This is a genomic window from Idiomarina abyssalis, assembly GCF_019797805.1.
In the GTDB taxonomy this organism is placed as follows: domain Bacteria; phylum Pseudomonadota; class Gammaproteobacteria; order Enterobacterales; family Alteromonadaceae; genus Idiomarina; species Idiomarina abyssalis.
Genome location: NZ_CP081832.1, coordinates 1,454,875 through 1,481,627, shown reverse-complemented (window position 1 = coordinate 1,481,627; position 26,753 = coordinate 1,454,875). Strand labels below are relative to the sequence as shown.

The 26,753-nt window shown below is 46.8% G+C and carries 25 protein-coding genes and 1 pseudogene; 16 read left to right on the top strand and 10 right to left on the bottom strand.

The annotated features are described in order from the left end of the window. Nucleotide 1: 1 nt before the first annotated feature. From ispD to rpoS, 8 genes are all read left to right on the top strand, one after another. Nucleotides 2-760 (top strand): 2-C-methyl-D-erythritol 4-phosphate cytidylyltransferase, encoded by a 759-nt coding sequence (gene ispD, locus K5X84_RS07000; RefSeq protein ID WP_199494545.1) that lies wholly within the window; start codon nucleotides 2-4, stop codon nucleotides 758-760. Further along, nucleotides 757-1,236, top strand: coding sequence for a 2-C-methyl-D-erythritol 2,4-cyclodiphosphate synthase (ispF, locus tag K5X84_RS06995; RefSeq protein WP_054488022.1), 480 nt, complete (start codon nucleotides 757-759; stop codon nucleotides 1,234-1,236). The genes ispD and ispF overlap by 4 nt, the downstream gene beginning before the upstream one ends. After that, nucleotides 1,236-2,288 carry a tRNA pseudouridine(13) synthase TruD gene (truD, locus tag K5X84_RS06990; protein ID WP_222235422.1) on the top strand — a complete coding sequence of 351 codons (1,053 nt, stop codon included), beginning with the start codon at nucleotides 1,236-1,238 and terminating at the stop codon, nucleotides 2,286-2,288. The genes ispF and truD overlap by 1 nt, the downstream gene beginning before the upstream one ends. After that, entirely contained in the window at nucleotides 2,285-3,037 is a 753-nt protein-coding gene (surE, locus tag K5X84_RS06985; RefSeq protein WP_199494543.1) for a 5'/3'-nucleotidase SurE, read from the top strand. Before truD ends, surE begins: the two co-directional genes overlap by 4 nt. Beyond that, complete coding sequence (locus K5X84_RS06980) at nucleotides 3,037-3,678, top strand: protein-L-isoaspartate(D-aspartate) O-methyltransferase (RefSeq protein WP_404813262.1); 642 nt, start codon at nucleotides 3,037-3,039, stop codon at nucleotides 3,676-3,678. Before surE ends, K5X84_RS06980 begins: the two co-directional genes overlap by 1 nt. Then, entirely contained in the window at nucleotides 3,675-4,259 is a 585-nt protein-coding gene (locus K5X84_RS06975; RefSeq protein WP_199494542.1) for a YqaA family protein, read from the top strand. The genes K5X84_RS06980 and K5X84_RS06975 overlap by 4 nt, the downstream gene beginning before the upstream one ends. Then, nucleotides 4,259-5,176 carry a peptidoglycan DD-metalloendopeptidase family protein gene (locus K5X84_RS06970; RefSeq protein WP_054488012.1) on the top strand — a complete coding sequence of 306 codons (918 nt, stop codon included), beginning with the start codon at nucleotides 4,259-4,261 and terminating at the stop codon, nucleotides 5,174-5,176. Before K5X84_RS06975 ends, K5X84_RS06970 begins: the two co-directional genes overlap by 1 nt. Nucleotides 5,177-5,254: 78 nt before the next feature. Next, nucleotides 5,255-6,232: an RNA polymerase sigma factor RpoS gene (gene rpoS, locus K5X84_RS06965; protein ID WP_054488010.1), complete on the top strand. Its 978-nt coding sequence runs from the start codon at nucleotides 5,255-5,257 to the stop codon at nucleotides 6,230-6,232. Between the two features lie 26 nt (nucleotides 6,233-6,258). On the opposite strand, the gene mutS is transcribed toward rpoS, so the two are convergent. Beyond that, on the bottom strand, nucleotides 6,259-8,847 hold the full coding sequence (gene mutS / locus K5X84_RS06960) for a DNA mismatch repair protein MutS (protein ID WP_222235421.1): 2,589 nt from the start codon (nucleotides 8,845-8,847) through the stop codon (nucleotides 6,259-6,261). A 30-nt stretch (nucleotides 8,848-8,877) separates the two neighbouring features. Here mutS and K5X84_RS06955 point away from each other — a divergent pair, with 30 nt between their 5' ends. Both K5X84_RS06955 and recA read left to right on the top strand, forming a co-directional pair. Further along, entirely contained in the window at nucleotides 8,878-9,384 is a 507-nt protein-coding gene (locus K5X84_RS06955) for a CinA family protein (protein ID WP_222235420.1), read from the top strand. Nucleotides 9,385-9,483: 99 nt separating this feature from the next. Beyond that, nucleotides 9,484-10,578, top strand: a complete 1,095-nt coding sequence (gene recA, locus K5X84_RS06950) for a recombinase RecA (RefSeq protein WP_054488004.1) — start codon at nucleotides 9,484-9,486, stop codon at nucleotides 10,576-10,578. 65 nt (nucleotides 10,579-10,643) lie between these two features. On the opposite strand, the gene K5X84_RS06945 is transcribed toward recA, so the two are convergent. After that, nucleotides 10,644-11,966 (bottom strand): anti-phage deoxyguanosine triphosphatase, encoded by a 1,323-nt coding sequence (locus tag K5X84_RS06945; protein ID WP_054488003.1) that lies wholly within the window; start codon nucleotides 11,964-11,966, stop codon nucleotides 10,644-10,646. Between the two features lie 80 nt (nucleotides 11,967-12,046). Here K5X84_RS06945 and rssA point away from each other — a divergent pair, with 80 nt between their 5' ends. Continuing rightward, entirely contained in the window at nucleotides 12,047-13,021 is a 975-nt protein-coding gene (gene rssA, locus K5X84_RS06940; RefSeq protein WP_054488001.1) for a patatin-like phospholipase RssA, read from the top strand. 60 nt (nucleotides 13,022-13,081) lie between these two features. On the opposite strand, the gene ggt is transcribed toward rssA, so the two are convergent. The 8 genes and pseudogenes from ggt to pspF all read right to left on the bottom strand — a co-directional run bounded on the left by ggt (nucleotide 13,082) and on the right by pspF (nucleotide 22,847). Continuing rightward, on the bottom strand, nucleotides 13,082-14,791 hold the full coding sequence (gene ggt / locus K5X84_RS06935; RefSeq protein WP_222235419.1) for a gamma-glutamyltransferase: 1,710 nt from the start codon (nucleotides 14,789-14,791) through the stop codon (nucleotides 13,082-13,084). Between the two features lie 106 nt (nucleotides 14,792-14,897). Continuing rightward, nucleotides 14,898-16,427 carry a sodium/proline symporter PutP gene (gene putP, locus K5X84_RS06930; RefSeq protein WP_199494536.1) on the bottom strand — a complete coding sequence of 510 codons (1,530 nt, stop codon included), beginning with the start codon at nucleotides 16,425-16,427 and terminating at the stop codon, nucleotides 14,898-14,900. Nucleotides 16,428-16,450: 23 nt separating this feature from the next. After that, nucleotides 16,451-17,263, bottom strand: a complete 813-nt coding sequence (locus K5X84_RS06925; protein WP_222235418.1) for a peptide ABC transporter ATP-binding protein — start codon at nucleotides 17,261-17,263, stop codon at nucleotides 16,451-16,453. Beyond that, nucleotides 17,260-18,252, bottom strand: coding sequence for a peptide ABC transporter ATP-binding protein (locus K5X84_RS06920; RefSeq protein ID WP_054487993.1), 993 nt, complete (start codon nucleotides 18,250-18,252; stop codon nucleotides 17,260-17,262). Before K5X84_RS06920 ends, K5X84_RS06925 begins: the two co-directional genes overlap by 4 nt. Next, nucleotides 18,252-19,145: an ABC transporter permease subunit gene (locus K5X84_RS06915; RefSeq protein ID WP_074930767.1), complete on the bottom strand. Its 894-nt coding sequence runs from the start codon at nucleotides 19,143-19,145 to the stop codon at nucleotides 18,252-18,254. The genes K5X84_RS06920 and K5X84_RS06915 overlap by 1 nt, the downstream gene beginning before the upstream one ends. Next, on the bottom strand, nucleotides 19,132-20,160 hold the full coding sequence (locus K5X84_RS06910) for an ABC transporter permease (protein ID WP_054487991.1): 1,029 nt from the start codon (nucleotides 20,158-20,160) through the stop codon (nucleotides 19,132-19,134). Before K5X84_RS06910 ends, K5X84_RS06915 begins: the two co-directional genes overlap by 14 nt. Continuing rightward, nucleotides 20,157-21,781 (bottom strand): annotated as a pseudogene (locus tag K5X84_RS06905) (ABC transporter substrate-binding protein). Before K5X84_RS06905 ends, K5X84_RS06910 begins: the two are co-directional and overlap by 4 nt. Beyond that, nucleotides 21,774-22,847 carry a phage shock protein operon transcriptional activator gene (gene pspF / locus K5X84_RS06900; protein ID WP_054487986.1) on the bottom strand — a complete coding sequence of 358 codons (1,074 nt, stop codon included), beginning with the start codon at nucleotides 22,845-22,847 and terminating at the stop codon, nucleotides 21,774-21,776. Before pspF ends, K5X84_RS06905 begins: the two are co-directional and overlap by 8 nt. Nucleotides 22,848-23,037: 190 nt before the next feature. On the opposite strand from pspF, the gene pspA reads away from it, so the two are divergent. The 5 genes from pspA to K5X84_RS06875 are packed head-to-tail and all read left to right on the top strand — an operon-like array spanning nucleotide 23,038 to nucleotide 26,700. Next, entirely contained in the window at nucleotides 23,038-23,712 is a 675-nt protein-coding gene (gene pspA, locus K5X84_RS06895; protein ID WP_054487984.1) for a phage shock protein PspA, read from the top strand. 15 nt (nucleotides 23,713-23,727) lie between these two features. Further along, complete coding sequence (pspB, locus tag K5X84_RS06890; protein WP_199493744.1) at nucleotides 23,728-23,970, top strand: envelope stress response membrane protein PspB; 243 nt, start codon at nucleotides 23,728-23,730, stop codon at nucleotides 23,968-23,970. Further along, nucleotides 23,967-24,350, top strand: a complete 384-nt coding sequence (pspC, locus tag K5X84_RS06885) for an envelope stress response membrane protein PspC (protein ID WP_222235417.1) — start codon at nucleotides 23,967-23,969, stop codon at nucleotides 24,348-24,350. Before pspB ends, pspC begins: the two co-directional genes overlap by 4 nt. Beyond that, complete coding sequence (locus K5X84_RS06880) at nucleotides 24,347-25,720, top strand: YcjX family GTP-binding protein (RefSeq protein WP_222235416.1); 1,374 nt, start codon at nucleotides 24,347-24,349, stop codon at nucleotides 25,718-25,720. The genes pspC and K5X84_RS06880 overlap by 4 nt, the downstream gene beginning before the upstream one ends. Beyond that, the gene (locus K5X84_RS06875) at nucleotides 25,717-26,700 is read left to right on the top strand and encodes a YcjF family protein (protein ID WP_222235415.1); all 984 of its coding nucleotides are present in this window, start codon (nucleotides 25,717-25,719) and stop codon (nucleotides 26,698-26,700) included. The genes K5X84_RS06880 and K5X84_RS06875 overlap by 4 nt, the downstream gene beginning before the upstream one ends. Nucleotides 26,701-26,753 lie beyond the last annotated feature (53 nt).

The window sequence follows — 26,753 nt, the reverse complement described above, 5'->3', positions numbered from 1 at the left end:
GATGGATAATCAGGTGGAGAGTCAGGTGAATAATGCATTGATGGCAGTAATTCCGGCTGCCGGCAACGGAAGCCGCATGCAAACCGATGTTCCTAAGCAGTTTTTGACCGTCGCTGGAAAGACCTTATTGGAGCATAGCATTGACGCGGTTTGTCAGGATCCTCGCGTACAGAAGGTTTTTGTTGCTGTTTCAGATCCCGATGCTGAGTTCATAGATGATATTAAAAAGAGACAGTCATTACCGGTAGCCTGGTTAAAAGGCGGAAGTAGTAGAGCTGAGTCTGTGTTAGCCGGAGTACGGGCCGCGGTTTCGCAGGGAGCAACCCATGTACTGGTTCACGATGCAGCGCGCCCGTGTCTCCCTGAACCTGCGTTAAAGCGTGTTATCGATACCGGTTTATTTGACCCTCAGGGTGCTATTCTGGCTATCCCTGTGCGTGATTCATTAAAGCGTTCACTTATTTCAACGGAGTCAGGAAAGGGATCTGTCCACATTGAATCCAGCGTTGAACGCGAAGCCCTATGGCAGGCTCAAACCCCTCAGGTTTTTAGTGCAGAGAAACTGCAACATGCCATTGAACATATGGGCACACAAAATCCCCAGTTAACGGATGAAGCATCGGCAATGCAATGGTGTGGTTTCCAGCCGGCGCTTATTACGGGTTCTATTCGCAATTTAAAAGTGACTCACCGGGAAGATTTCGACTGTGTTCGTGACTGGTTGCTTGCCAAAGACAACAATAAGGAAAATGGTTCATGAAAATCCGTGTTGGTCATGGTTATGACGTTCACCGCTGGGGCTCTGATAAACCTTTGATTTTGGGTGGTGTTAACGTTGAACATCATCAGGGATTGTTGGCTCATTCTGATGGCGATGTGGTGTTGCATGCAGTAACCGACGCTGTATTAGGGGCTCTTGCATTAGGTGATATAGGACAGCATTTCCCAGATACCGATGAGCGGTATGCGGGTGCTGACAGCGCTGAGCTGCTAAGTCATGCCGTTCAACTTTGTCAGGAGAAAGAATTCCGAACGGGAAATATCGACGTAACCATTGTTGCTCAGGCACCTAAAATGGCACCGCACATCGACGATATGCGAGCCAGCATTGCTCAGTGCTTAAAAACTTGTGTTGATAACGTCAATGTTAAAGCTACAACAACTGAAAAGCTCGGCTTTGTCGGGCGTGAAGAAGGTATAGCTTGCCATGCAGTGGTTCTGATGGAGTCTCTTTAATGCTGGCTCCGCAAAAAGTGACACTTGATGAGCTGACGCGTTTAAATCATGGCGACCGGCCAGAGGCTGAGTTTAAGCAAACACCGCAGGACTTTCAGGTAATTGAGCAATTGGATGTACCCGATGACGGGGAAGGCGAACATCAGTGGCTTTGGGTCAGAAAAGAAGGTGCAAACACCAATTTTTGTGCTGAGAAAATAGCGCGTTTTTCTGGCGTATCTGCAAAAAATGTTAGCTATTCAGGATTAAAAGACCGTCAGGCGGTAACCTGGCAGTGGTTTTCAGTTCAATTGCCGGGTAAAGAAACGCTGAACTGGCAAGAGTTGAACGACGAGGAAATGTCCGTCGAGCGAGTCATTCGCAGAACAAAAAAGCTAAAGTCTGGTTTTCACGACGGTAACCGATTTGTGATTCGGCTTGGCGGTGTCAGCTCTGCGCAGCGGCTGGAAGCGTTATGGAAGAGCGTTACTGAGAAGGGTGTTATAAACTATTTTGGTGAGCAACGCTTTGGTCGCAACGGCGACAACGTTGCACAGGCTGAACGCTGGTTGATGGCAAACCGTCCTGCACAAATTAGCCGTAATAAACGAAGCTTGTATTTATCGTCTCTGCGCAGTTATTTATTCAACCAGATTGTGGCCGAACGACTGCGTCAGTTTGGGCCAGAAGGCACACTGGCGGGTGATTGTGTCATGCTAAAAGGCTCTCGGTCTGTTTTTACCGTTGAACAATGGGACGATGAACTCAGGCAACGCTTTGCAACTAACGATATTTATTTAACCGCACCTCTGGTTGGCACGACCAATAAACCGTTGGTAAAAGATGAGGCAGAAGCGTTTGAATCAAGTTTTTTAGAGCCTTATAAAAACTGGCTAGAAGCATTGAGAAAACTACGGGTCGATGCGGCGCGACGCAGTATACTATTGCGCGTAAAAGAGCCAGAGTTAAGCTGGCATGGCAAGGATGCTGAATTGCGTTTTACGCTGCCTTCAGGCGCCTATGCAACGACTGTGTTAAATGAAATTGTGGACTTAAGTGGTGAATCCAGATGATGAAAATTCTATTAAGTAACGACGATGGCGTTCATGCGCCGGGGATTCGGGCATTGTATCTAGCGTTAAAGGAAGTCGCTGATGTAAGAGTCATCGCCCCGGATCGTAACTGCAGTGGCGCAAGTAATTCATTGACACTGCATAATCCATTGCGGGTGCGTCGTCTGGATAACGGTTTCTTTTCAGTTAACGGCACACCGACCGACTGCGTTCATTTGGGCACGAACTCACCGATGGCGGAAGACGTGGATTTAGTTGTTTCCGGCATTAATGACAGCCCCAATATGGGTGACGATGTGCTGTATTCCGGCACTGTTGCAGCGGCAATGGAAGGGCGCTTTATGGGGCTTCCTTCTATTGCAGTGTCGATGGGCGGTCGAGGGCACGACTACTACGATACTGCCGGACGTGTTGTCGCCGAGATTGTTGCCAGCATGGAAAATGATCCGCTTCGCCTGGACACAGTATTGAATATTAATGTGCCTTACACGACTTACGATAAGTTAAAAGGTACGCGGGTAACTAAACTGGGTCGTCGGCACCGTGCAGAAACTATGGTCCACGATCGCGACCCTTTTGGCAGTGAGATATTTTGGTATGGCCCAATTGGTCACCACGCAAGTGACGAGCCAAATACCGATTTCACAGCAATACATGAAGGTTATGTATCTATAACTCCGTTAAGTCTGGACATGACAGCTCAACGACATACCGACACACTGACAGACTGGTTAGAACAACAAAAATGATGATTAGTAATGGACAGTCGCGGGTAAAGCGGCTGATTCAACAACTGGAAGAACTGGGTATTACCAATAAAGAGGTGCTGCGGGTTATTGCTAATACCCCGAGGCACCTTTTTATGCCTGAGTCATTAGCTCATAAAGCCTATGAAAATACGGCGTTGCCCATTGGTAACGGGCAAACCATTTCGCAGCCGTTAATGGTGGCAACAATGACGCAGTTGTTAATGCAGCATCATTGTAAAAACGTGCTGGAGATAGGTACAGGCTCGGGTTATCAGACGGCAGTGCTGGCTCAGCTGGTTGATAAGGTCTTTAGCGTCGAACGTATTGCTACTTTGCAGTATCAGGCGAAGCGACGTATGCGTCAGCTTGACTTGCATAATGTGTCTATGCGCCACGGTGATGGCTGGAAAGGCTGGCGCAGTAAAGGTCCGTTTGACGGTATTATTGTCACGGCTGCGGCAAGCGATATCCCTCAGGATTTAGTCGATCAACTTGCGGATGGCGGTGTGATGATCATTCCGGTTGGTGAACAGAATGAATCACAAAGTTTGGTCGTTATGCGTCGTTTTGGAGACTCATTAGAGCAACAGCGCATTGGCGATGTTCGTTTTGTGCCTTTAGTTAAGGGAGATGTCATTTGAAGTTGTTCTCAGCATTGTACGATAAGGTATTATCCTGGGCACAACACCCCAGAGCGAATGTCATCCTCGGTTTATTAAGTTTTGCTGAGTCCGTTATTTTTCCAATCCCTCCCGATGTCATGCTGGCGCCAATGGCTATGACTCAACCCCAAAAAGCCTGGAGGCTGGCGTTTTTAACGACCGTTACTTCAGTAGCTGGGGGGATTCTGGGGTACTTCCTCGGTTATTGGGCTTATGAGTCACTGGTATTGCCTGCTGTGGAAACGCTCGGTTATCAAGACAAACTCTTAACCGTACAGGGTTGGTTCGCCGACTGGGGCGTATGGATAGTCTTTATTGCCGGATTTTCACCAATTCCTTATAAACTATTTACGGTAACTGCAGGTGTCATGCAGATAGCCTTTTTCCCTTTTGTTATTGCATCCGCTATTAGCCGTGGAATGCGTTTCTATCTTGTCGCATGGTTACTACGTACCGGCGGTCCTGAAATGGGTGTAAAACTGCGTGAATATGTTGACCGTATTGGCTGGACACTGGTAATACTGGTTATTATTGGGTACGTAATAGCGCAATTGGTGTAATGATGGTTTTATCGTCCGGGGCAATCAAGCAATTAATATTATTGATTTTTGCCATTACTCTGCTTCAGGCATGCAGCGGTCGTTCAGCACCTGCACCGGTCGATGAACTGTACACCGGAAAAACCTACCGGGATTTTGAGCCAAACTCATTGAACGATAAAGAATATGAAGTTCAACGCGGCGAAACCCTCTATTCAATCGCATTCAGAGCCAATATGGATGTTCAGGATATTGCCCAAATTAATAATTTACAAAAACCTTACACTATTTATCCGGGACAGAAACTGAGTCTGGTGAGTAAGCCGCAATACGGGGCCACCTCAGCCAGAAAGGCGCAGCGAACGACTAGTGCTAAACAGAATAATAAAACCTCAAATAACGCACAAAATAATATAAAAACGCCCGTTGCTAATACTGAACAGAAAGAGTATGGTCAAAAAACGAGCACAAAAAAAACAGTTGCAAAACAAACCGATAAGCGTCGTAAGAGACAGCCTAAGCAGCAGATTAAAAGGCCTGAAGTTGATCTGCCCAGTAACGATAAAATTGTCTGGCGTTGGCCTTCCTCGGGAAAAGTCTTAGCTGATTTTTCGTTGCAGGAACAGGGTAATAAAGGTATTGATTTTGCAGGTGAGCGCGGCGATTCGGTGAATGCTGCAGCAGCTGGAAAAGTCGTTTATGTCGGAAATGCATTACGCGGATTTGGTAATTTAATCATATTGAAACATAACGATGATTTTATTACTGCGTACGCCCACAACGATAAAATTCTCGTAAAGGAACAGGAATGGGTGGACGTAGGTGAGACAATTGCCCGAATGGGAGATTCAGGCAGTCCGCGAGTGAAGTTACATTTTGAAGTTCGTTTCCGTGGTAAGTCGGTTAATCCGAGGCATTACTTACCAAGATCTCGCTAGTAATGTGGGAATAATAATAACAAGATAGGGAAGTCGACGTGTGTAGTAACACGGTGTTCAGTATAACAGGAGCTTGTTATGAGCCGCATAAAGGAAGAATCAGTCGACAATGCAGAAATTAATGGTGAAGTTAACGAAGAAACGTTAGTCGATAGCGCGGACAGTTCTGCAGAAGAGCTGGAAGAAGCGTTATTGTCATCATCCACCAGTTATCAAAAAAAGATGGACGCAACGCAGCTTTATTTAGGAGAAATAGGATTCTCTCCTTTATTGACTGCTGAAGAGGAAGTCTTTTATTCCCGCCGAGCCTTAAAAGGCGACAAGGCAGCTCGCCGCCGAATGATAGAGAGTAATTTACGATTAGTGGTTAAAATTGCCCGTCGTTATTCTAACCGGGGCTTACCCCTTTTGGATTTAGTTGAAGAAGGCAACCTGGGTCTTATCAGAGCAGTCGAAAAATTCGACCCTGAACGTGGTTTTCGCTTTTCAACTTATGCCACATGGTGGATACGACAAACTATCGAGCGAGCTATTATGAATCAGACGCGAACCATCCGTCTGCCAATTCATGTAGTTAAAGAGCTGAATGTGTATCTTCGTGCTGCTCGGGAATTAGCGCATAAGCTGGATCATGAGCCAACGGCTGAAGATATTGCAGAAAGTCTGGATAAACCGGTCGGTGACATTACCAAAATGCTGCGCTTGAATGAACGAATAAGTTCAGTCGATACGCCTATTGGTGGTGATAACGACAAAGCATTGCTAGACATATTAACGGATGATTCTGATACCGGCCCGGAAGGCATTCTTCAGGATGAAAATCTGAAAATTAACATTACCGAGTGGCTGCAGTCTTTAAATCCTAAGCAAAGGGAAGTACTTGCTCGTCGCTTTGGGCTTATGGGTTATGAGCCGTCAACACTGGAAGATGTTGGCCATGAAATAGGGCTGACGCGTGAACGTGTTAGGCAGATACAGGTTGAGGCTTTACGAAAACTGAGGGACTCCCTTAAGCAGCAAGGATTAACACTTGATTCGTTGTTTAGCCCGGAATAGAAGTCGTTAGAAGAAAAAGCTCAACCTCAGGTTGAGCTTTTTTGTTTCTGCTGCCATTGGTAAAGGATATCCAGTGCCTGCCTTGGCGTTAAATCGTTTAAGTCGAGCTGTTCTAACTCGCTAAGCAAAGGGTTCTGCTCTTCAGTTGGCAAGGGAAGTTCCATAGCTTTTTGTTGAGGCGCTTTCGAAATGCCATGATGCGTGTGTTCGAGCTCTGTTAGTTTTTGCTTTGCGCTTTTTATGACATTATCGGGAACCCCGGCTAACTTCGCAACTTGCAGACCAAAACTTTGGCTTGCAGCTCCCGCACTGACTTTATGCAAAAACGCTATGGTGTCGCCATGTTCTTTAGCATCAACATGCACGTTGATGGTTGCCGGCAGCTCTTCAGCAAGCTCCGTTAGTTCAAAGTAATGTGTTGCAAATAAAGTTAAACATTTAAGCTGTCGGGACAGGTAGTCCGCACAGGACCAGGCTAGAGATAAACCATCATAGGTTGACGTGCCACGACCTATCTCATCCATGAGAACCAGGCTTTTTGCGGTAGCGTTATGCAAAATATTAGCGGTTTCTGTCATTTCTACCATAAACGTTGAGCGACCTGAGGCTAGATCGTCGGAAGCTCCAATACGTGTAAAAATGCGATCGATATCTCCAATAATCGCCTTATCCGCGGGCACGTAGCAGCCCATGTGAGCCAGAATAACAATGAGCGCTGCTTGTCTCATATAAGTCGACTTACCGCCCATATTCGGGCCTGTAATCATTAGCATTCGCTGCTCGGGTGTCAGAGACATCGGGTTAGCGATAAAAGGCTCGTCACTTAGCTGCTCAATAACTGGGTGACGGGCCGCTTCCAGCTCAATTAAGCTATTGTCTTTTTTAAGTTGAGGCCGACAGTAGCGGTAGTTATCCGCTAGCTTTGCAAAGCAACAAAGAGCATCGAGTTGCGCAAGGCCGGAGGCACTCTTTTGTAAAGCATTGACCTGCGGTAGAAGATGTTCAAAAAGCTGATCGTACAGCCATTTTTCTCTGGCCAGCGAGCGAGCCTGAGCGTTAAGTACTTTATCTTCGTGCTCTTTTAGCTCGGGAATTATATAACGCTCAGTGTTTTTAAGCGTCTGACGGCGCTGATAATCATCTGGAACGGACTCTGATGACAGCCGGCTGACTTCAATAAAGTAGCCGTGGACTTTGTTGTATCCAACTTTTAGTGTGGCAATGCCGCTTCTTTCCCGTTCGCGCTGCTCTAACTGCTTAAGGTAGTCGGTAGCTCCGGTAGCGAGATCTCGTAATTCATCGAGTTCTTTGTCGTAGCCTTTTGCAATGACTCCACCATCACGAATCAATAAGGGCGGTTGTTCAATTACGGCTCTGGTCAGCAGATCGACAATTTCCGGAAAGGGTTGGATGTTCTGTTTCAAATAACTTAAAGCGTTATGAGACAGGTAGTCGCGGATTTCGGGTACTTGCGCCAGGCTGTCGCGCAGTCTGGCAAAGTCTTTGGGGCGGGCACTTCTCAAACCAACCCGCGCGACAATACGTTCAATGTCGGCCAGTTTCTTCAGCGACAACTGCACATTTTCGTAGCCATTATTTTCCTTTAAAGCGTCGACAGCGTCGTAACGTTGGTTCAGTTCCTCATGGTTACGGATAGGGCGCTGTAACCATCGTTGAAACTGACGGCTTCCCATAGCGGAAACGGTTTTGTCGAGTACCGCAGAAAGATGGGTATTGCCATCGCCCATGCTCTGTTGCAGCTCAAGGTTTCTCCTCGTTGCCGCGTCCAGAATAATGGCATCCTGCGGATGTTCAGTTACCAGGGACTGAATATGGGGCAGAGCGGCGCGTTGAGTTTCTTTTACGTAGTGTAGAATAGCTCCGGCAGCAGCAAGGGTCGGCTCATTGTTTTTAATACCGAAGCCTTCAAGGTGCTGAGTTCCGAATTGACGGGTCAGCAACATGAAAGCTGTTTGTTGTTCGAACTCCCAGGCAGGGCGGCGTTTACACTTAGCTTTTGCCAGTGGCAGCCCGGCCAGAGAAATCGATTCTGGGTAAAGAAGTTCAGCGGGTTCAAGGCGTTGCATTTCTGCTGCAAGCTGCTCGGCTGAGTGCGCTTTGGTTAACCAAAAGCGCCCACTGCTAAGCTCAAGACTGGAAATGGCATACTCGCCTTCTGGTTGTTTCGGATCCAGAGGGCAAATAGCGACTAAAAGGTTTTGCTGCTTCTCAGTTAATAGTGATTCATCGGTGACAGTTCCGGGAGTGACAATGCGGACTACCTTTCTTTCAACCGGGCCTTTACTGGTCGCGGGGTCGCCAATTTGTTCGCAAATCGCAACGGATTCTCCCATATTAACCAGGCGTGCTAAGTAGTTCTCTACCGCATGATAAGGCACACCTGCCATAGGGATAGGTTCGCCATTACTTTGGCCTCGCGCCGTTAGAGAAATATCCAGTAACTGTGCCGAACGTTTAGCGTCTTCAAAAAACAGTTCGTAAAAGTCCCCCATACGATAGAATAAAAGCATGTCAGCATGTTCTGCTTTTATACGTAGGTATTGCTGCATCATCGGGGTATGTGATTGGATCTGTTTGTCAGAGAATTCAGGCATAGTTGAATATTCTTATCTGGAGCCATTGTTATGTTAGCAACCACGGCAGTCGCGCCGCAAACCTTTGAACTCGCGGAACAAGTCGGTCTACGCCTGCAGCAAAAACAGCAGACAGTCTGTACCGCAGAATCCTGTACCGGAGGAGGAATAGGATACGCTATTACCGAAGTTGCTGGAAGTTCTGCTTGGTTTAATGGTGGAATAATCACCTATACTAATGCGCTCAAACAAAAGCTGCTGGCGGTTGAAACACAAGTACTGGAAAAACATGGGGCTGTTTCTGAAGCCTGTGTTGAACAAATGGCTTCCGGGGCTTTGTCCTTATGCGGTGCTGACTGGAGTATTGCAGTTAGCGGTGTAGCAGGGCCGGGAGGTGGCACTGCCGATAAACCGGTTGGTTTGGTCTGGATGGCTATTGCGAATAGTAAAAGCTGCTGGACCTGGCATGAGCACTTTTCAGGTAATCGCGCAGAGATTCGTTTGAAAACAATGGACTCAGTTTTAAATAAACTGATAAATACAATTGAATTACAATAACTTAGTTGTATTTCAAGGAAAAAGTCAGAACAATACTTGATACTGTAAATGTGTACAGTATACTGTGTATAAAACCAGTGATTAATAACGGAGCTTATAATGAGCAATGATCGTCAAAAGGCGTTAGATGCAGCGCTCGGACAAATCGAACGTCAATTTGGTAAAGGTTCTATCATGCGTCTGGGCGATAACCAGACTCTGGATATTGCCTCTGTTTCAACCGGTTCATTAGGGCTGGATGTTGCTCTGGGTATTGGCGGCTTGCCTTTTGGCCGGGTCGTAGAAATTTATGGTCCTGAATCGAGCGGTAAAACAACGTTAACTCTGGAAGTTATCGCTGAAGCCCAGAAAATGGGTAAGACCTGTGCTTTCGTTGATGCTGAGCACGCACTCGACCCAATCTATGCTGAAGCTCTCGGGGTTAATGTCGATGATTTATTGATATCACAGCCAGACACCGGAGAGCAGGCGCTGGAAATCTGCGATATGTTAGTTCGCTCAGGCGCTGTCGATGTGGTTATTGTCGACTCTGTAGCGGCTTTGACACCTAAAGCTGAAATCGAAGGCGAAATGGGTGACAGCCATGTTGGTTTGCAAGCACGTTTAATGTCACAGGCTTTGCGTAAATTGACATCGAACATTAAGAAATCAAACACCATGTGTATTTTCATCAACCAAATTCGGATGAAAATAGGTGTTATGTTTGGTAACCCTGAAACGACGACAGGTGGTAACGCCTTGAAATTCTACTCTTCGGTTCGTCTGGATATTCGCCGTACCGGCGCATTGAAAGAAGGCGACGAAGTGGTCGGTAACGAAACCCGTGTTAAAGTCGTTAAGAACAAAGTTGCACCGCCCTTTAAAGAAGCAAACTTCCAAATTTTATACGGAAAAGGTATATCTAAAGAAGGCGAGCTAATTGACTTGGGTGTTAAGCACAAAATGGTCGACAAGGCAGGAGCCTGGTATAGCTATAACGGCGATAAAATCGGACAGGGTAAAGCGAACTCAATGAAGTTCTTGCAAGACAACCCGAAAATTGCTGATGAACTAGAAGGTCGTCTGCGTGAGCTGTTGTTATCCAGACCAGAAAAGAGAACGAAAGAAGACCGCGAAGCTGAACGCGCTGCGGCGAAAGAAGAAGCTAAGAACGAAGCAAAAACCAATGAGAAAGATGACATTAGTCTGTCATAAATAAAAGCTTTCTTATCAGAGTTAAAAGCCGAAGCTTATTGCTTCGGCTTTTTTGTCTAGAAGTGTTACTGAAAAGCGCTTTTGGGTGAGCTAACAGAGAACAGCTCTTGATACAGCTTAGCCGCGTAACCGTCGGTCATGCCTGACAGGTAGTCGGAAATAACGCGTAATGCATTTTCGCCTTTCTGCTTTTGCTGCATATAACGTAAGCGCGTATTTTCCGGAAGCAACCGTTCAGGTTCTACGGCCAGAACTTCGAATAATTCCATGACAATTTGCTGGCCTTTAAACTCCTGAGCCTGCATTTCCGGCTTACGAATTACCCAATTAAAAATAAACTGTTTCAATGAGTTCAGCAGAATTTTCTCGGCTTCACCGAGCTGAACTTGATACTGAAGTAACGGACATTCGAAGTCATAGGCCGTTCGTTCTAACTTTGCAGATGTCAGTAAGCGGTTCACTAAGCCACCAATGGCTTGTTTTCGACGGTGATGGCTTCCGGAAAAGAGATCCTCTGTCAGTTCCTTTGCATTAAAGTTAGGTAGCTCTGCTTCCAGTTGTCGCAGGTCAGAAAGCATTTGGTCTTCCCAGTGATGTCGCTGAATAAGACCTACGACAATAGCGTCTTCAAGATCGTGGACGCCGTAAGCGATGTCATCTGCAGCTTCCATAATGGATGCATCAATGCTTTTGAGCGCGCTTTTGCCATGGGTATTGCCAGAAGGTTGCTGTAATAATTCCTGGAAGCCTTTCTTATCTGAATCACTTAAGGGTTGAAGGACCCAGTTCAACTGCTCAGAGTCATCATCGTATAAGGCTTTAGGAGGTAACCACTCGCGGGTGCGTAAATGGCGAAAGTTAGTGACATCGGCAGGGAGTTTCTGTTGGCAAATACGACTGGCTAAGACCGGATACTTTAGTAACCCCATTAAGGTTCGCCGGGTTAAGTTCATGCCATGCTGGGGCGTGTAGGCTTCAAGTTGAGTTACAATGCGAAAGGTTTGGCCATTACCTTCAAACCCTCCGTTATTTCGCATCATGTAGTTAAGGGCAATTTCGCCGCCGTGACCAAATGGTGGATGGCCTATATCGTGAGCCAGACATAATGATTCAAGTAACGGCTCTGACAGTTCAAGCTGAGAAGCGACGTCTGGATTCTGGTTACTTAAATGAACAACCAGACTTGCGCCTATTTGGCTGGCTTCGAGCGAATGTGTCAGTCGAGTCCGCGGGAAGTCGTGCATACCAACATACATGACTTGCGTTTTAGCCTGCAGTCTCCTGAATGCAGCGCTATGAAGAATCCGGGCTTTATCGCGTTGAAAGTCCGTGCGGGTATCGTTCGGGCGCTGCTCTGATGTACCTGACTGGCGTTCTGTCCAAATCATCTAACTGCTCAGTGATGTTGTTGACGAATGAATAATCATAGTACGATAGATGCATTAGTAAGAAAAGCAGGAAAAAGAACATGTCGGAAGTGAAAGTCGCTTTGGCTCTGGGCTCTGGTGCTGCTCGGGGTTGGTCGCATATTGGGGTTATAAAGGCGCTGGAAGAAATGGGCGTCCGGATTAATATGGTGGCAGGAACGTCAATAGGCTCTTTAGTCGGAGCGGGTTATGCTTCAGGTCGGTTAGCTGAAATCGAGCAATGGGTTCAGGGCATGAACCGCTGGGAAGTATTCAATTTGCTGGATTTCGGCTTTAACCATGGCGGTATTATTGGCGGCGAAAAGGTATTTAACCGTGCGCGGGAAGAGTTCGGTCAGCGAAATATAGAAGACTTGCCAATTACTTATGGTGCCGTGGCTACAGATTTATACAGCGGCCGCGAAATTTGGTTGCGCGAAGGCGACCTCTACGATGCTTCACGCGCTTCTTGTGCGATGCCGGGGGTTTTATCCCCTAAATCTTTTGACGGAAGATGGCTAATTGACGGTGGTCTGGTTAACCCGGTACCTGTGTCTTTGTGCAGAGCTCTAGGCGCAGACTTTGTTATTGCAGTACATCTTAACTCGCAGTTGAATTCTAAAGCACTACAACGGCGTGGGCGCAGTATTCCACCTCAAACAGAAGCTGAACAGCTTGAAAAAGAAAAAGCTGATATGGAAGTTCAGGATAACGAAAATGGCTTTTTCGATAACATGTGGTCTGGTAGTAAAGAATATCTGGATAGTTTTAAAGAACGCTTTAGAAATAATGGTGAAAAAGCACCGGGTATGTTCAGTGTTATGGCCAGCTCCATAGACATTATGCAGGAGCGTATTACTAAGGCCCGTATGGCGGGTGATCCGCCGGACATACTCGTACAACCAAAGCTTGGTCATATTGGTATTATGGAGTTTTATCGTGGTCAGGAAGCCATTGATCTTGGTTATGAGACAACAACGAGAATGCGTGATTTGATCATGGAAGAAATTGACCTGTATCGCGAGCGAAGAGGTTAGTTCGATACAGTAAAAACAAAGCCGTTTCGCTGCTCGGTAAGCAGCGAAACGGGCGCTTAATTAGTAACCAGCTGCGTGGCCGTCTTTACGGCTTTCAGAAGCACCAATGTAGACATCTTGCTCATGGTCTTTCCAAATAGCCTGATAACCACCGTATGGACCAACAGCCTCCTGTAGGGTGTGCCCCATTTTAATTAACTCGCGGCGTGTATGCTTTGAGAAGCCATTTTCCAGACTAACGACACCTCCGTCGTTCATTTTAGATCCTGTTGGCTGACTTGAGCCTGTGTGCAGTATGCGAGGAGCGTCACCAGCTTCTTGTAGGTTCATACCAAAATCAATCATATTGATAAGAATCTGTGCATGCATTTGAGGCTGTGTTGCGCCCCCCATAACACCGTAGCTCATTACTGGTTTGCCATCTTTAGTCACAAAGGCAGGAATAATGGTATGGAAAGGGCGCTTTCCTGGCTCAAATACGTTGCGATGGTTTGGATCTAAAGCAAAGAGCTCTCCACGGTTTTGCAGAACAAAACCTAAGCCTGTCGGGGTGACACCAGAGCCCATACCACGATAATTACTCTGGATAAGAGAAACCATATTGCCGTCTTTATCGGCCGTGGTGAGATAAATAGTATCGCCCTCAGTTGGCGGGTTTCCCGGTTCATAAGAACGTCCGGCACGTTCAGAGTTAATCAGTTTAGCGCGTTCTTTGCCGTACTCTTTGTCAATAAGACCTTCAACCGGTACGTCGCTAAAGTCCGGATCGGAATAGTATTTAGCACGGTCTTCAAAAGCGAGCTTCTTGGCTTCAACAAAATGATGAATGTACTCCGGGCTGTCATAACCCATCGCTTTGATATCAAACTGTTCAAGCATGTTTAAAATTTGAAGAGCGGCAATTCCCTGGGTGTTAGGCGGCAATTCCCATAAATCGTACCCGCGGTAGTTAGTCGAGACAGGGTCGACCCAGGTTGATGTATGCTGAGCTAAGTCCTCGTAGGAAAGAAAGCCACCATGCTCCTCCACGAAGTCACTAATGGTGCGGGCAATTTCACCTTTATAAAAACTGTCACGACCCTCGTTGGCGAGCATTTTGTAAGTATTTGCCAGATCAGGGTTTTTAAATCGCTCTCCTTTTTCCGGTACATTACCGTCACGCATAAAGACATCTGCAAACCCTGGTATGTCTTCCAGTACTGCAGCATTACGCTCCATGTAATAAGCGATGACTTCGGTAACCGGGAAGCCAGACTCGGCATAGTTTATGGCCGGTTGCAGGATATTATCCATACTCAAATTGCCAAACCGGCCGTGTAATTCAAACCAACCATCTACGGCACCGGGTACAGACAGTGGCAATACGCCCCGGGCCGGAATCGACTCATAGCCATTCTCTTGAAAGTATTCCAGCGAAAGACTTTGTGGCGAACGGCCAGAGGCATTCAACCCATAGAGTTTTTCTGAGTCGGCATCCCATACAATGGCGTATAAGTCGCCGCCTATACCGTTACCTGTGGGCTCAACCAGTCCTAATACAGCATTGGCAGCAATTGCCGCGTCAATAGCGTTACCGCCTTCCTGCATAATATCTAACGCAACCTGAGTTGCTAGGGGTTGACTGGTTGCAGCCATAGCTGTCGGTGCCATAGCTTCAGATCGGGTCGCAAAGTGATGGCCAGTAATGCGGTCACTGGCATTGCTTGGTAGAGTTGCGGCAGCGCATGAGAAAGCGATTGCGGCTGATGCAATAATGTTTAATTTAGCCATAGTGTTTACCTTTTTTGTTTTCTATCACTATAGGCTGGACTCTTAAAACAAAAAAGACCAGCCGCGATGGGCTGGTCTTTTTATCAGTTACATAGCGAAAGCTACTTTAGCCTTTTTTGTCACCATGGTAGTAGTCGTCAATGACACTTTCCATTTCAACAAATTTATCCTGAAGCTCTTGCTCTGGTTCAGCGGTAAATTTACTGAAGATAATAATAGCCAGAGTAGACAGAATAAAGCCGGGCACAATTTCATAGACGTACGCTGAAAGGTGCTCGCCGCCAAAGGTTGGTCCGTAAATCCAGAACAGTACAGTGATGGCACCGGCTAACATGCCTGCTAATGCGCCATTACGGTTCATGCGTTTCCAGAATAGACTCAGAATAACTACGGGGCCGAATGCGGCACCGAAGCCTGCCCAGGCGTTACTGACCAGACTCAAGATGGTGTTTTCCGGGTTCCACGCCAGCCAAATAGCGACTAAAGAAACCGCTAAAACTGACATGCGTCCAACAAAAACAAGTTCTTTATCACTGGCGTCTTTACGCAGGAAGGCCTTATAAAAGTCTTCTGTTAAAGAGCTTGAGCTAACCAACAATTGCGATGAGATGGTACTCATAATTGCGGCCAGAATAGCTGCCAGCAGGAAACCACCAATTAATGGGTGGAACAAGAACTGCGAGAAAATGATGAAGATAGTTTCAGCATCGGGCAGGCTCATTTTGGTTTCTGCCACATAAGCTATGCCGACAAAGCCCGTTGCCATGGCACCGATGATAGAAACGGTCATCCAGGAAATACCAATACGGCGAGCCGCTTTTACATCACTCACTGAACGAATCGCCATGAAGCGCACGATAATATGTGGCTGGCCGAAGTAGCCAAGACCCCAGGCCAGAAGCGAAATGATACCCAGTGTGCCTAACATCTCCCCGGTAGCTCCGTCCTTAAAGAAGGCAAGGAAGTCCGGATTAATGTCTCCTACCTGACCGACAACACTGCTGTAGCCACCAAGTTCGGAAAAGGCCACGATAGGCACCAAGACCAAAGCGACAAACATGATACAGCCTTGCACAAAGTCAGTCATACTGACCGCAAGGAAGCCCCCGAACAGTGTATAAGCACAAACAACACCGGCTGTTACCCAGAGGCCGGTGGTGTAGTCCATGCCGAAGGAGCTGTCGAACAGCTTGCCTCCCGCAACCAGACTGGCAGAGGTGTATAGGGTGAAGAATATAATGATAACGACGGAAGAAAAAATACGCAGCCGACGACCTTTATCGTTAAAGCGATTGGCAAAGTAGTCGGGAATAGTAATAGAGTCGTTAGCGACTTCTGTATAGGTTCTTAGGCGTGGTGCGACAATCACATAGTTAAGATATGCACCGATGACCAGACCCACTGCAATCCACAACTGTGATACGCCAGAGACGTAAATTGCACCGGGTAAGCCCATCAACATCCACCCACTCATGTCGGATGCACCAGCTGACAATGCTGTAACACCAGGTCCTAAACCCCGTCCTCCAAGCATATAGCCTGAAACTGAGTCAGTAGATTTTTTGTAGGCATAAAGCCCAATACCTAGCATGACAATAAAGTACAGCGCTAGTGATATCAGAGTACCTGTTTCCACATTAAACTCCTGTTTTTTTAGTTTTAGTCAGCGATCTTAGCGCTTCTGTCGCTGTTATATTGAATGTTCTGTTTCAAGTGCTCGTGCAGCAACTGTTGAACATAAGGTTGCTGCGTGTCTTCTAGTACTATGTCTGTTTTATCAAACGCGATCATTTTACCACGATATAAAATTAAGATCTTATCAGCAATGTGTTTCACGATTTGCGGCGAATGTGTCACTAAAATGTAAGATATACCCATATCTTTCTGAAGATCGAGCATTAGGTTAATGATTTGAGCTCTAACTGATGGGTCAAGTGCAACCAAGGCTTCATCGGCAACCACAATTTGTGGTTCAAGAATAATAGCCCGCGCAATGCACACTCTCTGTTTCTGGCCACTAGAGAGCATATGGGGGTAAAACTCCCAATGCTCTCTCAGCATACCAACACGCTGTAAAGTCAGATTGACCCGTTCCCGGCGCTCAGCAGGACTAAGCTCCTTATTGAACAACAAAGGCTCTTCCAGCTGCTTACCTATGGTGAGGTGAGCGTTCAGTGAGTTTTCGCTGTCCTGAAAAATCATGCGAATATTGTTGCATAACTGAGAGTAGTTCTTGCTATGAACTTTTTGACCATTGAGCCAAATTTCTCCACTGCTGGCGGTCGCAACGCCGCCAATAATTTGCGCAAGAGTGGATTTCCCCGAACCCGTTTCGCCCATAACGGCCAGTATTTCGCCAGCTTCAAGTGTAAATGAAAGTGGTTCTATCGCGACCGACTTGGGTGACCAAGGCCAGCCTTTACGCGAACGAAAGGTTTTACCCAAATTGCGCACTTCGAGTAAATGACTCATGGTGTTGTATCCAGTAATGGAAAGTGACAATGAAAGACACGTTGCCGTTCATGGGTTGCTACCGGTGCTTTTACACAGGTTTTTTGCGCGTATGGGCATCTTGGTCCTAAGCGGCAACCAATGGGCATATGGCGCAGCGTTGGAATAGTACCTGGTAAGGTCGGTAGCCGAGCTTTATGAGGAAGCTGCTGTTGTGTTTGTAACGACATGCGAATCATTGAGTCGGTGTAAGGGTGCGCAGGCTCTGACAATACTTCATTTGCCGGGCCGGTTTCCATTAACTGACCACAGTAGAGCATTGTTAGCCGCTTAGTTTCCGGCAAAATTGACGCTACGTCCTGTGAAATAAGTACGACTGACATCTGCTGACTGACAGCCAGCCGGGCAATCAAACGATGAATCTGCAGTCGTGTCGATGGCTCCATGGCAGTGGTTGGCTCATCAGCAATGAGTAGACGGGGGCGGTGAGCTATAGCGATGGCGATACTCACTTTCTGTGCAATGCCCTGAGACAATTCGAAAGGGTAACTGTCCATAATTGATTCATGGTCGCGAATACCAACCCGGTGCAATAATCTTTTTACCCGAGTTTTACGATCTACTCTGCGGCGCATAAAGGTGCCGCGCACATCGCCTTGTGGAATGGCCTCAATAATTTGCTGTTCAACCGTGCTGTTAGGGTCAAGATAGGCGTTAGGATCCTGAAAAATCATTGCCATGTCGCGACCCGTAATGTGCCGACGTTGCTTAGGTGTCATTGCCAGCAAATCCTGACCGTTCCACCAGAGTCTGTCTGCAGTAACCTGCCAGTTAGGATTAATAAAGCCGACAATCGCTTTAGCCAGCAAGCTTTTACCTGAGCCAGATTCGCCCACTATGCTGTGTATTTCGCCTTCGCTGAGTTGCAGGTTGACCTTGTCGAGCACGCGAACAACACCTTGTGGCGTTTGCATTTCAACCGTCAAATTGCGGATGTCGAGTAACTGCATTAGCTGTTAACCCTTTCTTTTAAGGCGCGACGTAAACTGTCTCCAACAATATTAATAGCCATTATCGTAATGAACAGGGTAACGCCCGGTAACACCATTGACCAGGGTGATAAATAAACTTCGTCCAGGCTCCGCGCTAACATGCTTCCCCACTCTGGAGTAGGTGCCTGAATACCCAGGCCAAGAAAGCTAAGCGCAGCAATATCCATAATAGCAACAGAAAGAGACACCGTTAACTGCATGACCAGTGTTGGTGTAACATTGGGTAAGATAACCCGATAAAGCAAATAAGCCTTTGAGCAACCATTTAGCCGCGAAGCTGTCACGTAGTCTTTGTGCCACTCTTCGTGAACAGCATTGCGCGTGACAAAAATGAACTGTGGAATGAGCGACAGTGTTATAGCAAAGGCAACGTTGTTAAAACCGGTGCCGAGAATAGCAATAATGATAAGAGCCATCAAAAAGGATGGGATAGATAGCAGAGTATCAAATAATCGCGACAGACTTTGATACTTGATGGTGCGATCAATGCCCGCAAGTGCGCCAATACTCATTCCTATTAATGACGATACAGCAACCATAAGTATGGGAAGGCCAAGGCTGTATAACCCGCCTATCAGAAGCCTTGAAAGCATGTCGCGACCAAGATCATCCGTACCGAATAAATACTTCATATTACCGCTTTCAACCCATGAGGGTGGTAGTGCGATAGCGTCAGAAAATTGAGCTGAAGTGTTAAACGGCGCCAGCAGTGGCGACAAAATAACCACGAGAATCATTGCTAATAAAACATAAAGCGCTGCCATGGATAAAAATCGGGCTCGATAGCTTTTCCAGACCAGTTGCAGCGGAGACGGTGTTTCGTCGTGATGATAGAGGTTAATCTGTGGCATTTTGTTCATGCCTCACTATTGGAAAGCGCCAGCCGTGGTACAGCTCAACCAGGAGGTTGAATAGTAAAATCACGAAAGCGAACATAAGCACTGCAGCCTGAATAATAGGGTAGTCGCGTTCAAATATACTGCGGATAAGCCAATTACCCATTCCGGGCCAGTTAAAAATGGACTCGACAACAATACTGTTCGTTAACAATAAACTAAAAAGTAGCGTGGTTTGTTGCAGTACCGATTGCACGGCGTTGGGAATAGCGTGCTTTACTAGTACGCGCCATTCGCTTAAACCGCGGGCTCTGGCTGCTTTGACAAAAGGTTTCTGCAGCATTTCCTGAGTTGCGTTTCGCATAAGTCTGAGTAGCAACATCATAGGCATAATGGCCAATATCAGCACCGGCAAAACAATATGGTTTAAAGCGTCCTGAAGTGCTTCAGCTTTATACTCTGACTGACTAAGGAATACATCGATTAGAATAGAGCCGGTTTGTGGTTCTACGCCATATAGTGGATTAATTTGGCCCGTAATGGGAAACCAGCCCAGCTTTATAGCGAACAGTAAGATCAAGAGCTGTGCTAGCCAGAATACCGGAATAGAGTAGCCCATCATTGCCAGGCTTATTACTGCCTTGTCTGAGCGTTGTCTGAAGCGGGTCGCTGCAAACACGCCCAAAGGTAAACCAAAGATGACTGCAACCAATAACGCCAGAATAATCAGCTCCATTGACGCCATAAAATGCTGGAGACCGTCAGCAAACACTGGTGTGCTATTACTTAACGACAGCCCCCAGTCACCTGCGAACAAGTGGCGTAAGTAATGCAGATACTGCGCGGCAATGTTTTCGTCTCCGGCGCGTAACTCCATCACTAATGAATAATTGTTCTGGAAGGTACGAACACCGGTCATATTGGTTATAGGGTCACCCGGAAACAGGTAATTAAGACTGAAGCTAAAAACTGTCAGTAAAAAAACGGCAATAATAAAAACACTTAAGCGGCCAACAAGATAGCGAGTCATTGCGATTGCTCCTGTACAGGCTTTTTAGTCGCAAGACGAAAGTTAATGCCGCCATAAGGGGGTAATTCGACACCGCTAATACTTTTCTGTTGTGCCTGAAAACGTTTTGAATGAGCAATCGGCAGTAAAGGTTGTTGTTGATTCAACAAGTGCTGCGCTGACTGATATAGAGCTTTGCGCTCTTCTGGGTTTGTCGTTGCAATGGCACTGTACAGAAGTTGATCAAAACCGGTATGGCACCAGTTCGCTCGATTGCCGCCGGTCGCTACTGCGGCACAACTCAGCAGGGGCCGGAAAAAGTTATCAGGATCGGCATTATCGGCATACCAGCCTATAAGTACTGTATCGTGTTCCCCCGAGAAAGGCGTCGCCGAAAGGTATTCCATTCATATGAAACAATGCGCGCAGATACGCCTATTTGAGCTAAATCCGATTGCATCAACTCTGCCATTCTACGGGCATTGGGGTTGTAGACTCGCTGTACTGGCATCGCCCAAATCGTAATATCCAGGCTGGAGTGGCCTGCTTCCTGTAACAGGCGTTTGGCTTTTTCCGGATCGTATTGATACTGAATGCCCCGGTCATCGTATGCCCAGGATGTAGGCGGCAATATCGACAGCGCCAGCTCTGCGTTGCCGTAATAAATTGTCTGAATAATGGCTTCGCGGTTAATCGCGTGACTTAAAGCCTGACGAACGAGAGGATCATCAAAGGGTTCTTTTTGCGTGTTAAAAGCCCAAAATGAAACGTTAGGACTGACCTCATTGGTGACCATGAGTTGCTCCCGGTTAAGAGCTTTCAACTCGCTGACCAATGGGTAAGGAATGATGTCACATTCGCCGGTAACTAATTTCAGCATGCGTTTGTTGGCGTTGGGTGTAATGGAGTACACCAAGTGCTTAATACCTGGCCCTTCACGCCAGTAGTCAGGGTGACGCGAGTACCGAATTAAGATATCTTTTCGGTAACTTTCAAAACGATAAGGACCGGTCCCTATCGGTAAGCTGTCAATTTGCTCTGGTCGTTCCGCGACTAAAAGTTTCTGTGCGTACTCGGCGGACAAAACGATAGCGAAATCTGTTGCTAAATTTGCCAGGAATGAGCTGTCGGCATTGTTAAGTACAATATCGACTGTCATTTCGTCAATCTTCACGACTTTATTAATGAGTTGATCAAGGCCGGTAGCACTGAAAAACGGATAGCTTCCGCCGACATGATGGTAAAGACTGGTTTCATCGAGCCAACGGTTAAAACTAAATTGAACATCTTCAGCGGTTAATTCTCTGGTTGGTTCAAAATAGTCAGTTTTATGAAACTGAACGCCTTCACGTAAATAAAATCGGTAGCGTGTTCCATTGTCTAAAGTTTCCCAGCGCTTTGCTAATGCAGGTACAAACTTTTGCTGCTTGGCATCGTAGTCTATTAGGCGGTCGTATAACTGAGCTGCCGTAGCATCTACTGTTGTTCCGGAAGTGATGAGCTGCGGATTAAAGGTATCCGGGTTGCCTTCTGAGCAGTAAATAATGCCGTCAGCCAGAGGCGCGGGCTCTGGCTCTTCCGACTGGCAACCCGATACCAGTGCGGCCGCAATAACAGCGACGTTGGCGTACGCTTTAATCATTAGCTGCAGAAGCCCCTTCCAATAACTGGTACTTTTTTAAGTAACCACGTAATTGATGATATGTCAGTCCGAGAAAACTTGCTGTCTTCTTTTGGTTAAACTGACATAAACGTAAGGCTTGTGACAAGACTTCAGTTTCATACTCCTGAGACTTCAGCTTAAAGTCGATGGGTTGTTCTGGGTTCAATTTAGGCAGGTCGTTCGATCCGTTATTGTCCTGAGGCGCTATTTCGCTGACCACCGGCTCCTGTGCCGCAGTTTTCGTGACTGAAGTTTTAGGGCGGAACGGACTATTAAACGGATCAATAATAATATCGTGAATAGGGACATGCCCATTGCCCAGTCGGTACAGGCTGCGCTCAACGGTATTCTTTAATTCCCTTACGTTACCGGGCCAGTGGTATTCCATTAATGTTTTTCGGGCTTTCTCTGAAAAACCGCTAAACAGTTCAAGCTCCATTTCTCTGGCCATTGAAATCGCAAAATGCTCAGCAAGTAACATAATGTCGTCGCGTCTTTCACGTAAGGGTGGCAGGGTGATGACATCAAAAGCGAGGCGGTCAAGCAAATCTGAGCGGAATTTACCACTGGCAGCAAGTGAAGGAAGGTCTTCATTTGTAGCGGCTATCAGGCGCGTATCCACTTTAACCGGGTGGCGTCCGCCGACTCGTTCGAACTCTCCATACTCAATAACGCGCAGGAGTTTCTCTTGTACTCGTAATGAAGTATTTGCCAGCTCGTCAAGAAACAACGAGCCGCCGTCGGCACGTTCAAAGCGGCCTTCGTGTTTTTTAGCGGCTCCGGTGAATGCGCCGGCTTCATGCCCGAACAGCTCACTGTCTAACAGGTTTTCATTCAGCGCAGCACAATTAAGCGTAATATATTGTTGTTGCCAACGTTTGGAAAGGTAATGACAGCGTGAGGCGATAAGCTCTTTACCGGTGCCGCGTTCTCCAATAATAAGGACGGGTTTATCGAGAGGCGCAATTTGCGAAACTTGTTCCAGCACGTCGGAAAAACTGTTGGACTGGCCAATGAGGTTGTCGGGTTGTCGCTCAGGGCGCATGTCGAATGCCTTATATTATAGTTATTTTTGCTAATTATTAGTTTATTTTACGAACTGGCGCAAGTGCAAAATGTTCGTAAAATCAAAAAAACTTTTATAAAACAGCTTGTTAAAAAATAAATAAAAGTTGGCTTGATACTTGAATAATAAATTACCGAATCGTTTATTAAACCAGTATGAGGTAATTATTATGGGTATTTTTTCACGTTTTAGCGATATCGTGAACTCCAATATCAATTCTTTATTGGATAAAGCTGAAGATCCGCAGAAAATGGTGCGACTGATCATTCAGGAAATGGAAGATACGTTAGTTGAAGTACGCTCAACATCTGCACGTTTGTTGGCTGAAAAGAAAGACATTCAGCGTCAGCAGCAGCGTATGGAAAACGAAGTTCAGGAATGGGAAAACAAAGCTGAACTGGCGTTAACTAAAGAGCGTGAGGATTTAGCACGCCAGGCTTTAGTTGAAAAGCAAAAAGCACAGCAAGGCGTTGATGCGCTGCAGCAGGAAATGGATCGTGTTAACGAAAGCCTGGATAAGCTGAATGATGAAATTGGTCAGCTTCAGGAAAAACTGGCCGATGCTAAGTCTCGTCAAAAAACCATTTTAATGCGCCAGAAAACTGCGAGCAGCCGCTTACAGGTTAAGCAACAGGTTGATAGTGGTAAAGTCGATGATGCAATGCAGCGTTTTGACCGGTATGAAGCGAAGATTGATGATTTAGAAGCTCAGGTCGAGTCCTACGATATGGGTAAGCGGACATTGCGTGATGAGTTTGCAGAGCTGGAAAACGAGAGTAAAGTGAATGACGAGTTGGAAGCTTTACGCGCTCGTATGAGCTCAAAAACAAAACAAGACTCTTAAAGCAGGCTGAACAAAATGGATATTGAAGCAATTTTAGGGATGTTTATGGCGCCGATCATTCTGTTTGTTCTGGTGGTCGCGCCCATCTGGATCATCCTTCATTATCGCAGTAAGCGGCAAATGAACCAGGGATTGAATGAGGAAGAAAGGGAATCTTTGGCGTTACTGGCCGATCAGGCGAAACGCATCCGGGAGCGTGTACAGACACTGGAACGCATTTTGGATGCTGACGCTCCGGGTTGGAGGAACAGACAATGAGTGTGCAATTACCGAAACGTGAACTACGTCGTGACTCAGAAAGAGGAAAAATTGCCGGTGTTTGCGCCGGGCTGGGGGAATACCTGAATTTAGAACCCTGGTTGGTGCGCGTTGTATTTTTTACCGGCTTAATTTTTTCCAGCGGATTCTTCTTTGTTCTTTATATGGCAGGTTGGCTGATTCTGGATAAAAAGCCCGCGAATGGCATACGTCATAATGTCGATGTGAAGACAAAAGTATGGCAGGGCGGAGAGCCGCCAAGAGATGCTTTTCGTGATATTAAATGTGAGTTTGATGAGCTGGAAGAGCAGTTGCAATCAATGGAAAAATACGTAACCTCGAATCACTATAATCTTCAACGAGAATTCAATCGTCTGTGAGCCGTTTTCAGAAGTTTAAACACCAAACCCGCGACGCTATTCATCGCGGGTTTGATCGTCATATCCGTCTTGCTGTAACAGGCCTAAGTGGTGCCGGTAAAACCGCTTTAATTACCGGAATTTTAGAGCAGATGCTCTACGCCAACGAGACTCAGCAACTGCCGTACTTTAAGGTGAAACAGCAACAGCGGCTTAATGGCTGTCGTTTACATACCAGCAGCAACTGGCAGGTTTCCCGTTTCGATTATGAGGGGGCTATTAATTGTTTAACCGGAGACACCCCGAAGTGGCCTCAGTCAACCCGCGACGTTAGCGAAATACGGGTAGAAGTAAAATATCAGCCGCGAAGTGGTCTTGCTGGGCGGGTTTTGGATACGCGCCGATTAACCTTAGACTTAATTGACTACCCGGGTGAATGGTTACTCGATTTACCCTTGTTGCAGCTGAATTATGATGAATGGAGCCAGCAACAGCAGCGGCTGCTTAACGCCGAATTGCGCCATAAACTGGCCAGTGAGTGGCTCGAAAAAGTTAACTCAATGGCAAATGAGGCATCGGAAGACAATGCTGAGCAACAGTTACGCGAGTTAGCGGCCGACTATCGCGCCTTCTTGCGTCAGTGCAGAAGTCGAAAATTATTACTGTTGCAGCCCGGGCGGATGGTGTTACCCGGTGAGCTTGAAGGAGCTCCGGTTCTTGAATTCTTCCCCTGGCCCTTGTCCCGGCCAGTACCTGATGTCTGGGCAAAACGACTGCAGGAAAAATACCGCTATTATCAACAACACGTTATTACACCGTTTTACCAAAAGTACTTTAAGTATTTTAACCGACAGGTTGTATTGGTTGATGTGCTGCAGGCGCTACAAAATGGTGAACACCATTTTGCCGAGCTGCAACTGGCTATCAATGAGCTGATGAAGAGCTTCTCTTACGGCAATAACAGCTTGCTGAAACGATTGTTTTCACCCGTGATTGATAAAGTGGCTCTGGTTGCCACTAAAGCTGACAGCATAGCTCCGCAAGACCATCAAAAACTGACTAATCTATTACGATTGATGACACAAAAGCAGCGTCAGGAGCTTCAGTTCGATCAAATTCCGCATCAAGTATTTAGTGTTGCCGGCATTGCGACCAGTCAAATTAAGAAACTGAGTGACGGAACTACGGTGCTTGACGGTATTAATGAACAGCGAGAGTTTGTGCGGGTGGGGGCTCCGGAGATGCCGGACGCTATACCAACCGGAGCAGACTGGCGACGGGGTTATGTTTATCCGCAATTTTATCCAGGTTTCACTGTGCAAGACTCGCCGTTGCCACATATTCGTCTCGATCAGCTACTTGAATACGTTTTAGGAGATAAACTGAAGTGAGTGACTCGCGCAAGCTAACTTATTATTCGGTGGAAGAACCGGCAGTTGAAGTCTCAGAAAGCAGTAATGTGCCAGATGGATTAAAGCCAGAGGCGACAGCAGGCACAGTTGACCGCAAACCCGGCCGTTGGGGTAAGTGGCTGGCAGTGGGTGTGATTTTTGCGTTGTCGGCCGCCTTAATTGAAGCGGTATTGATGGTTCTTGAGCGGCTGCAGCAGAATATTTTTTTAGGCAGTTTATGGGCTGTTGGCTTTGGCGTTATTGCTTTGGCATTTTTAAGTTTTATTGTGCGGGAAGTTTGGTTGTTACAGCGCTTGAAGCGGCGTTGGAAAAAGCAATCTGATGAGCCGGAACCAGAGCAACAGCTGCAGTTGTTGCAACACCCCGATTTAGAGCACCGCTGGCAGCAAATCAAGCAGCCGTATTGGTCCGCAGATGAAGAGCGTGAGCGATTTGAAGTCGATATTCTAAGCCGGGTTGATCAGCAGGCGACCCGGGTTATCAGCCGCTGGTCAGCTGAAGCTGCCGCTATGGTGGCTGTTAGTCCCTTTGCTTTACTGGATATGTTGATTGTGATGTGGCGTAACCAGCGCATGATATCGCGTATTGCTGAACTTTACGGCGTAAAACTGGGTTACTGGGCCCGTATTCGTTTATGGCGTCAGGTATTCGCGAATATTGCTTACGCCGGGCTCAGTGAAGTTGCCGTTGACCTGGGTGCGCAGTGGGTAAGTGCGGAGCTGTTAACACGCTTGTCTACCCGGGCAGGACAAGGGCTCGGTGCTGGTTTGCTCACAGCTCGTCTGGGATACCAGGTCATTGAACTCTGTCGGCCGATGCCTTTTGTTAACGTAAAAAAGCCAGGCTACCTTAAATTACAAAAGGACTTACTAAGCCAGTTAAAGAGCGTTTTGCCTTTTGTCTATAAGTCTCGTCAGGCAAAGGCTAAAGCGGCCTCAGAGCAGGAAGTGGAAAATTAGCGTTACAGTTTTTCCAAGCTTTGACGCAGCGCAAAGATTGCCAATTAAGGTAA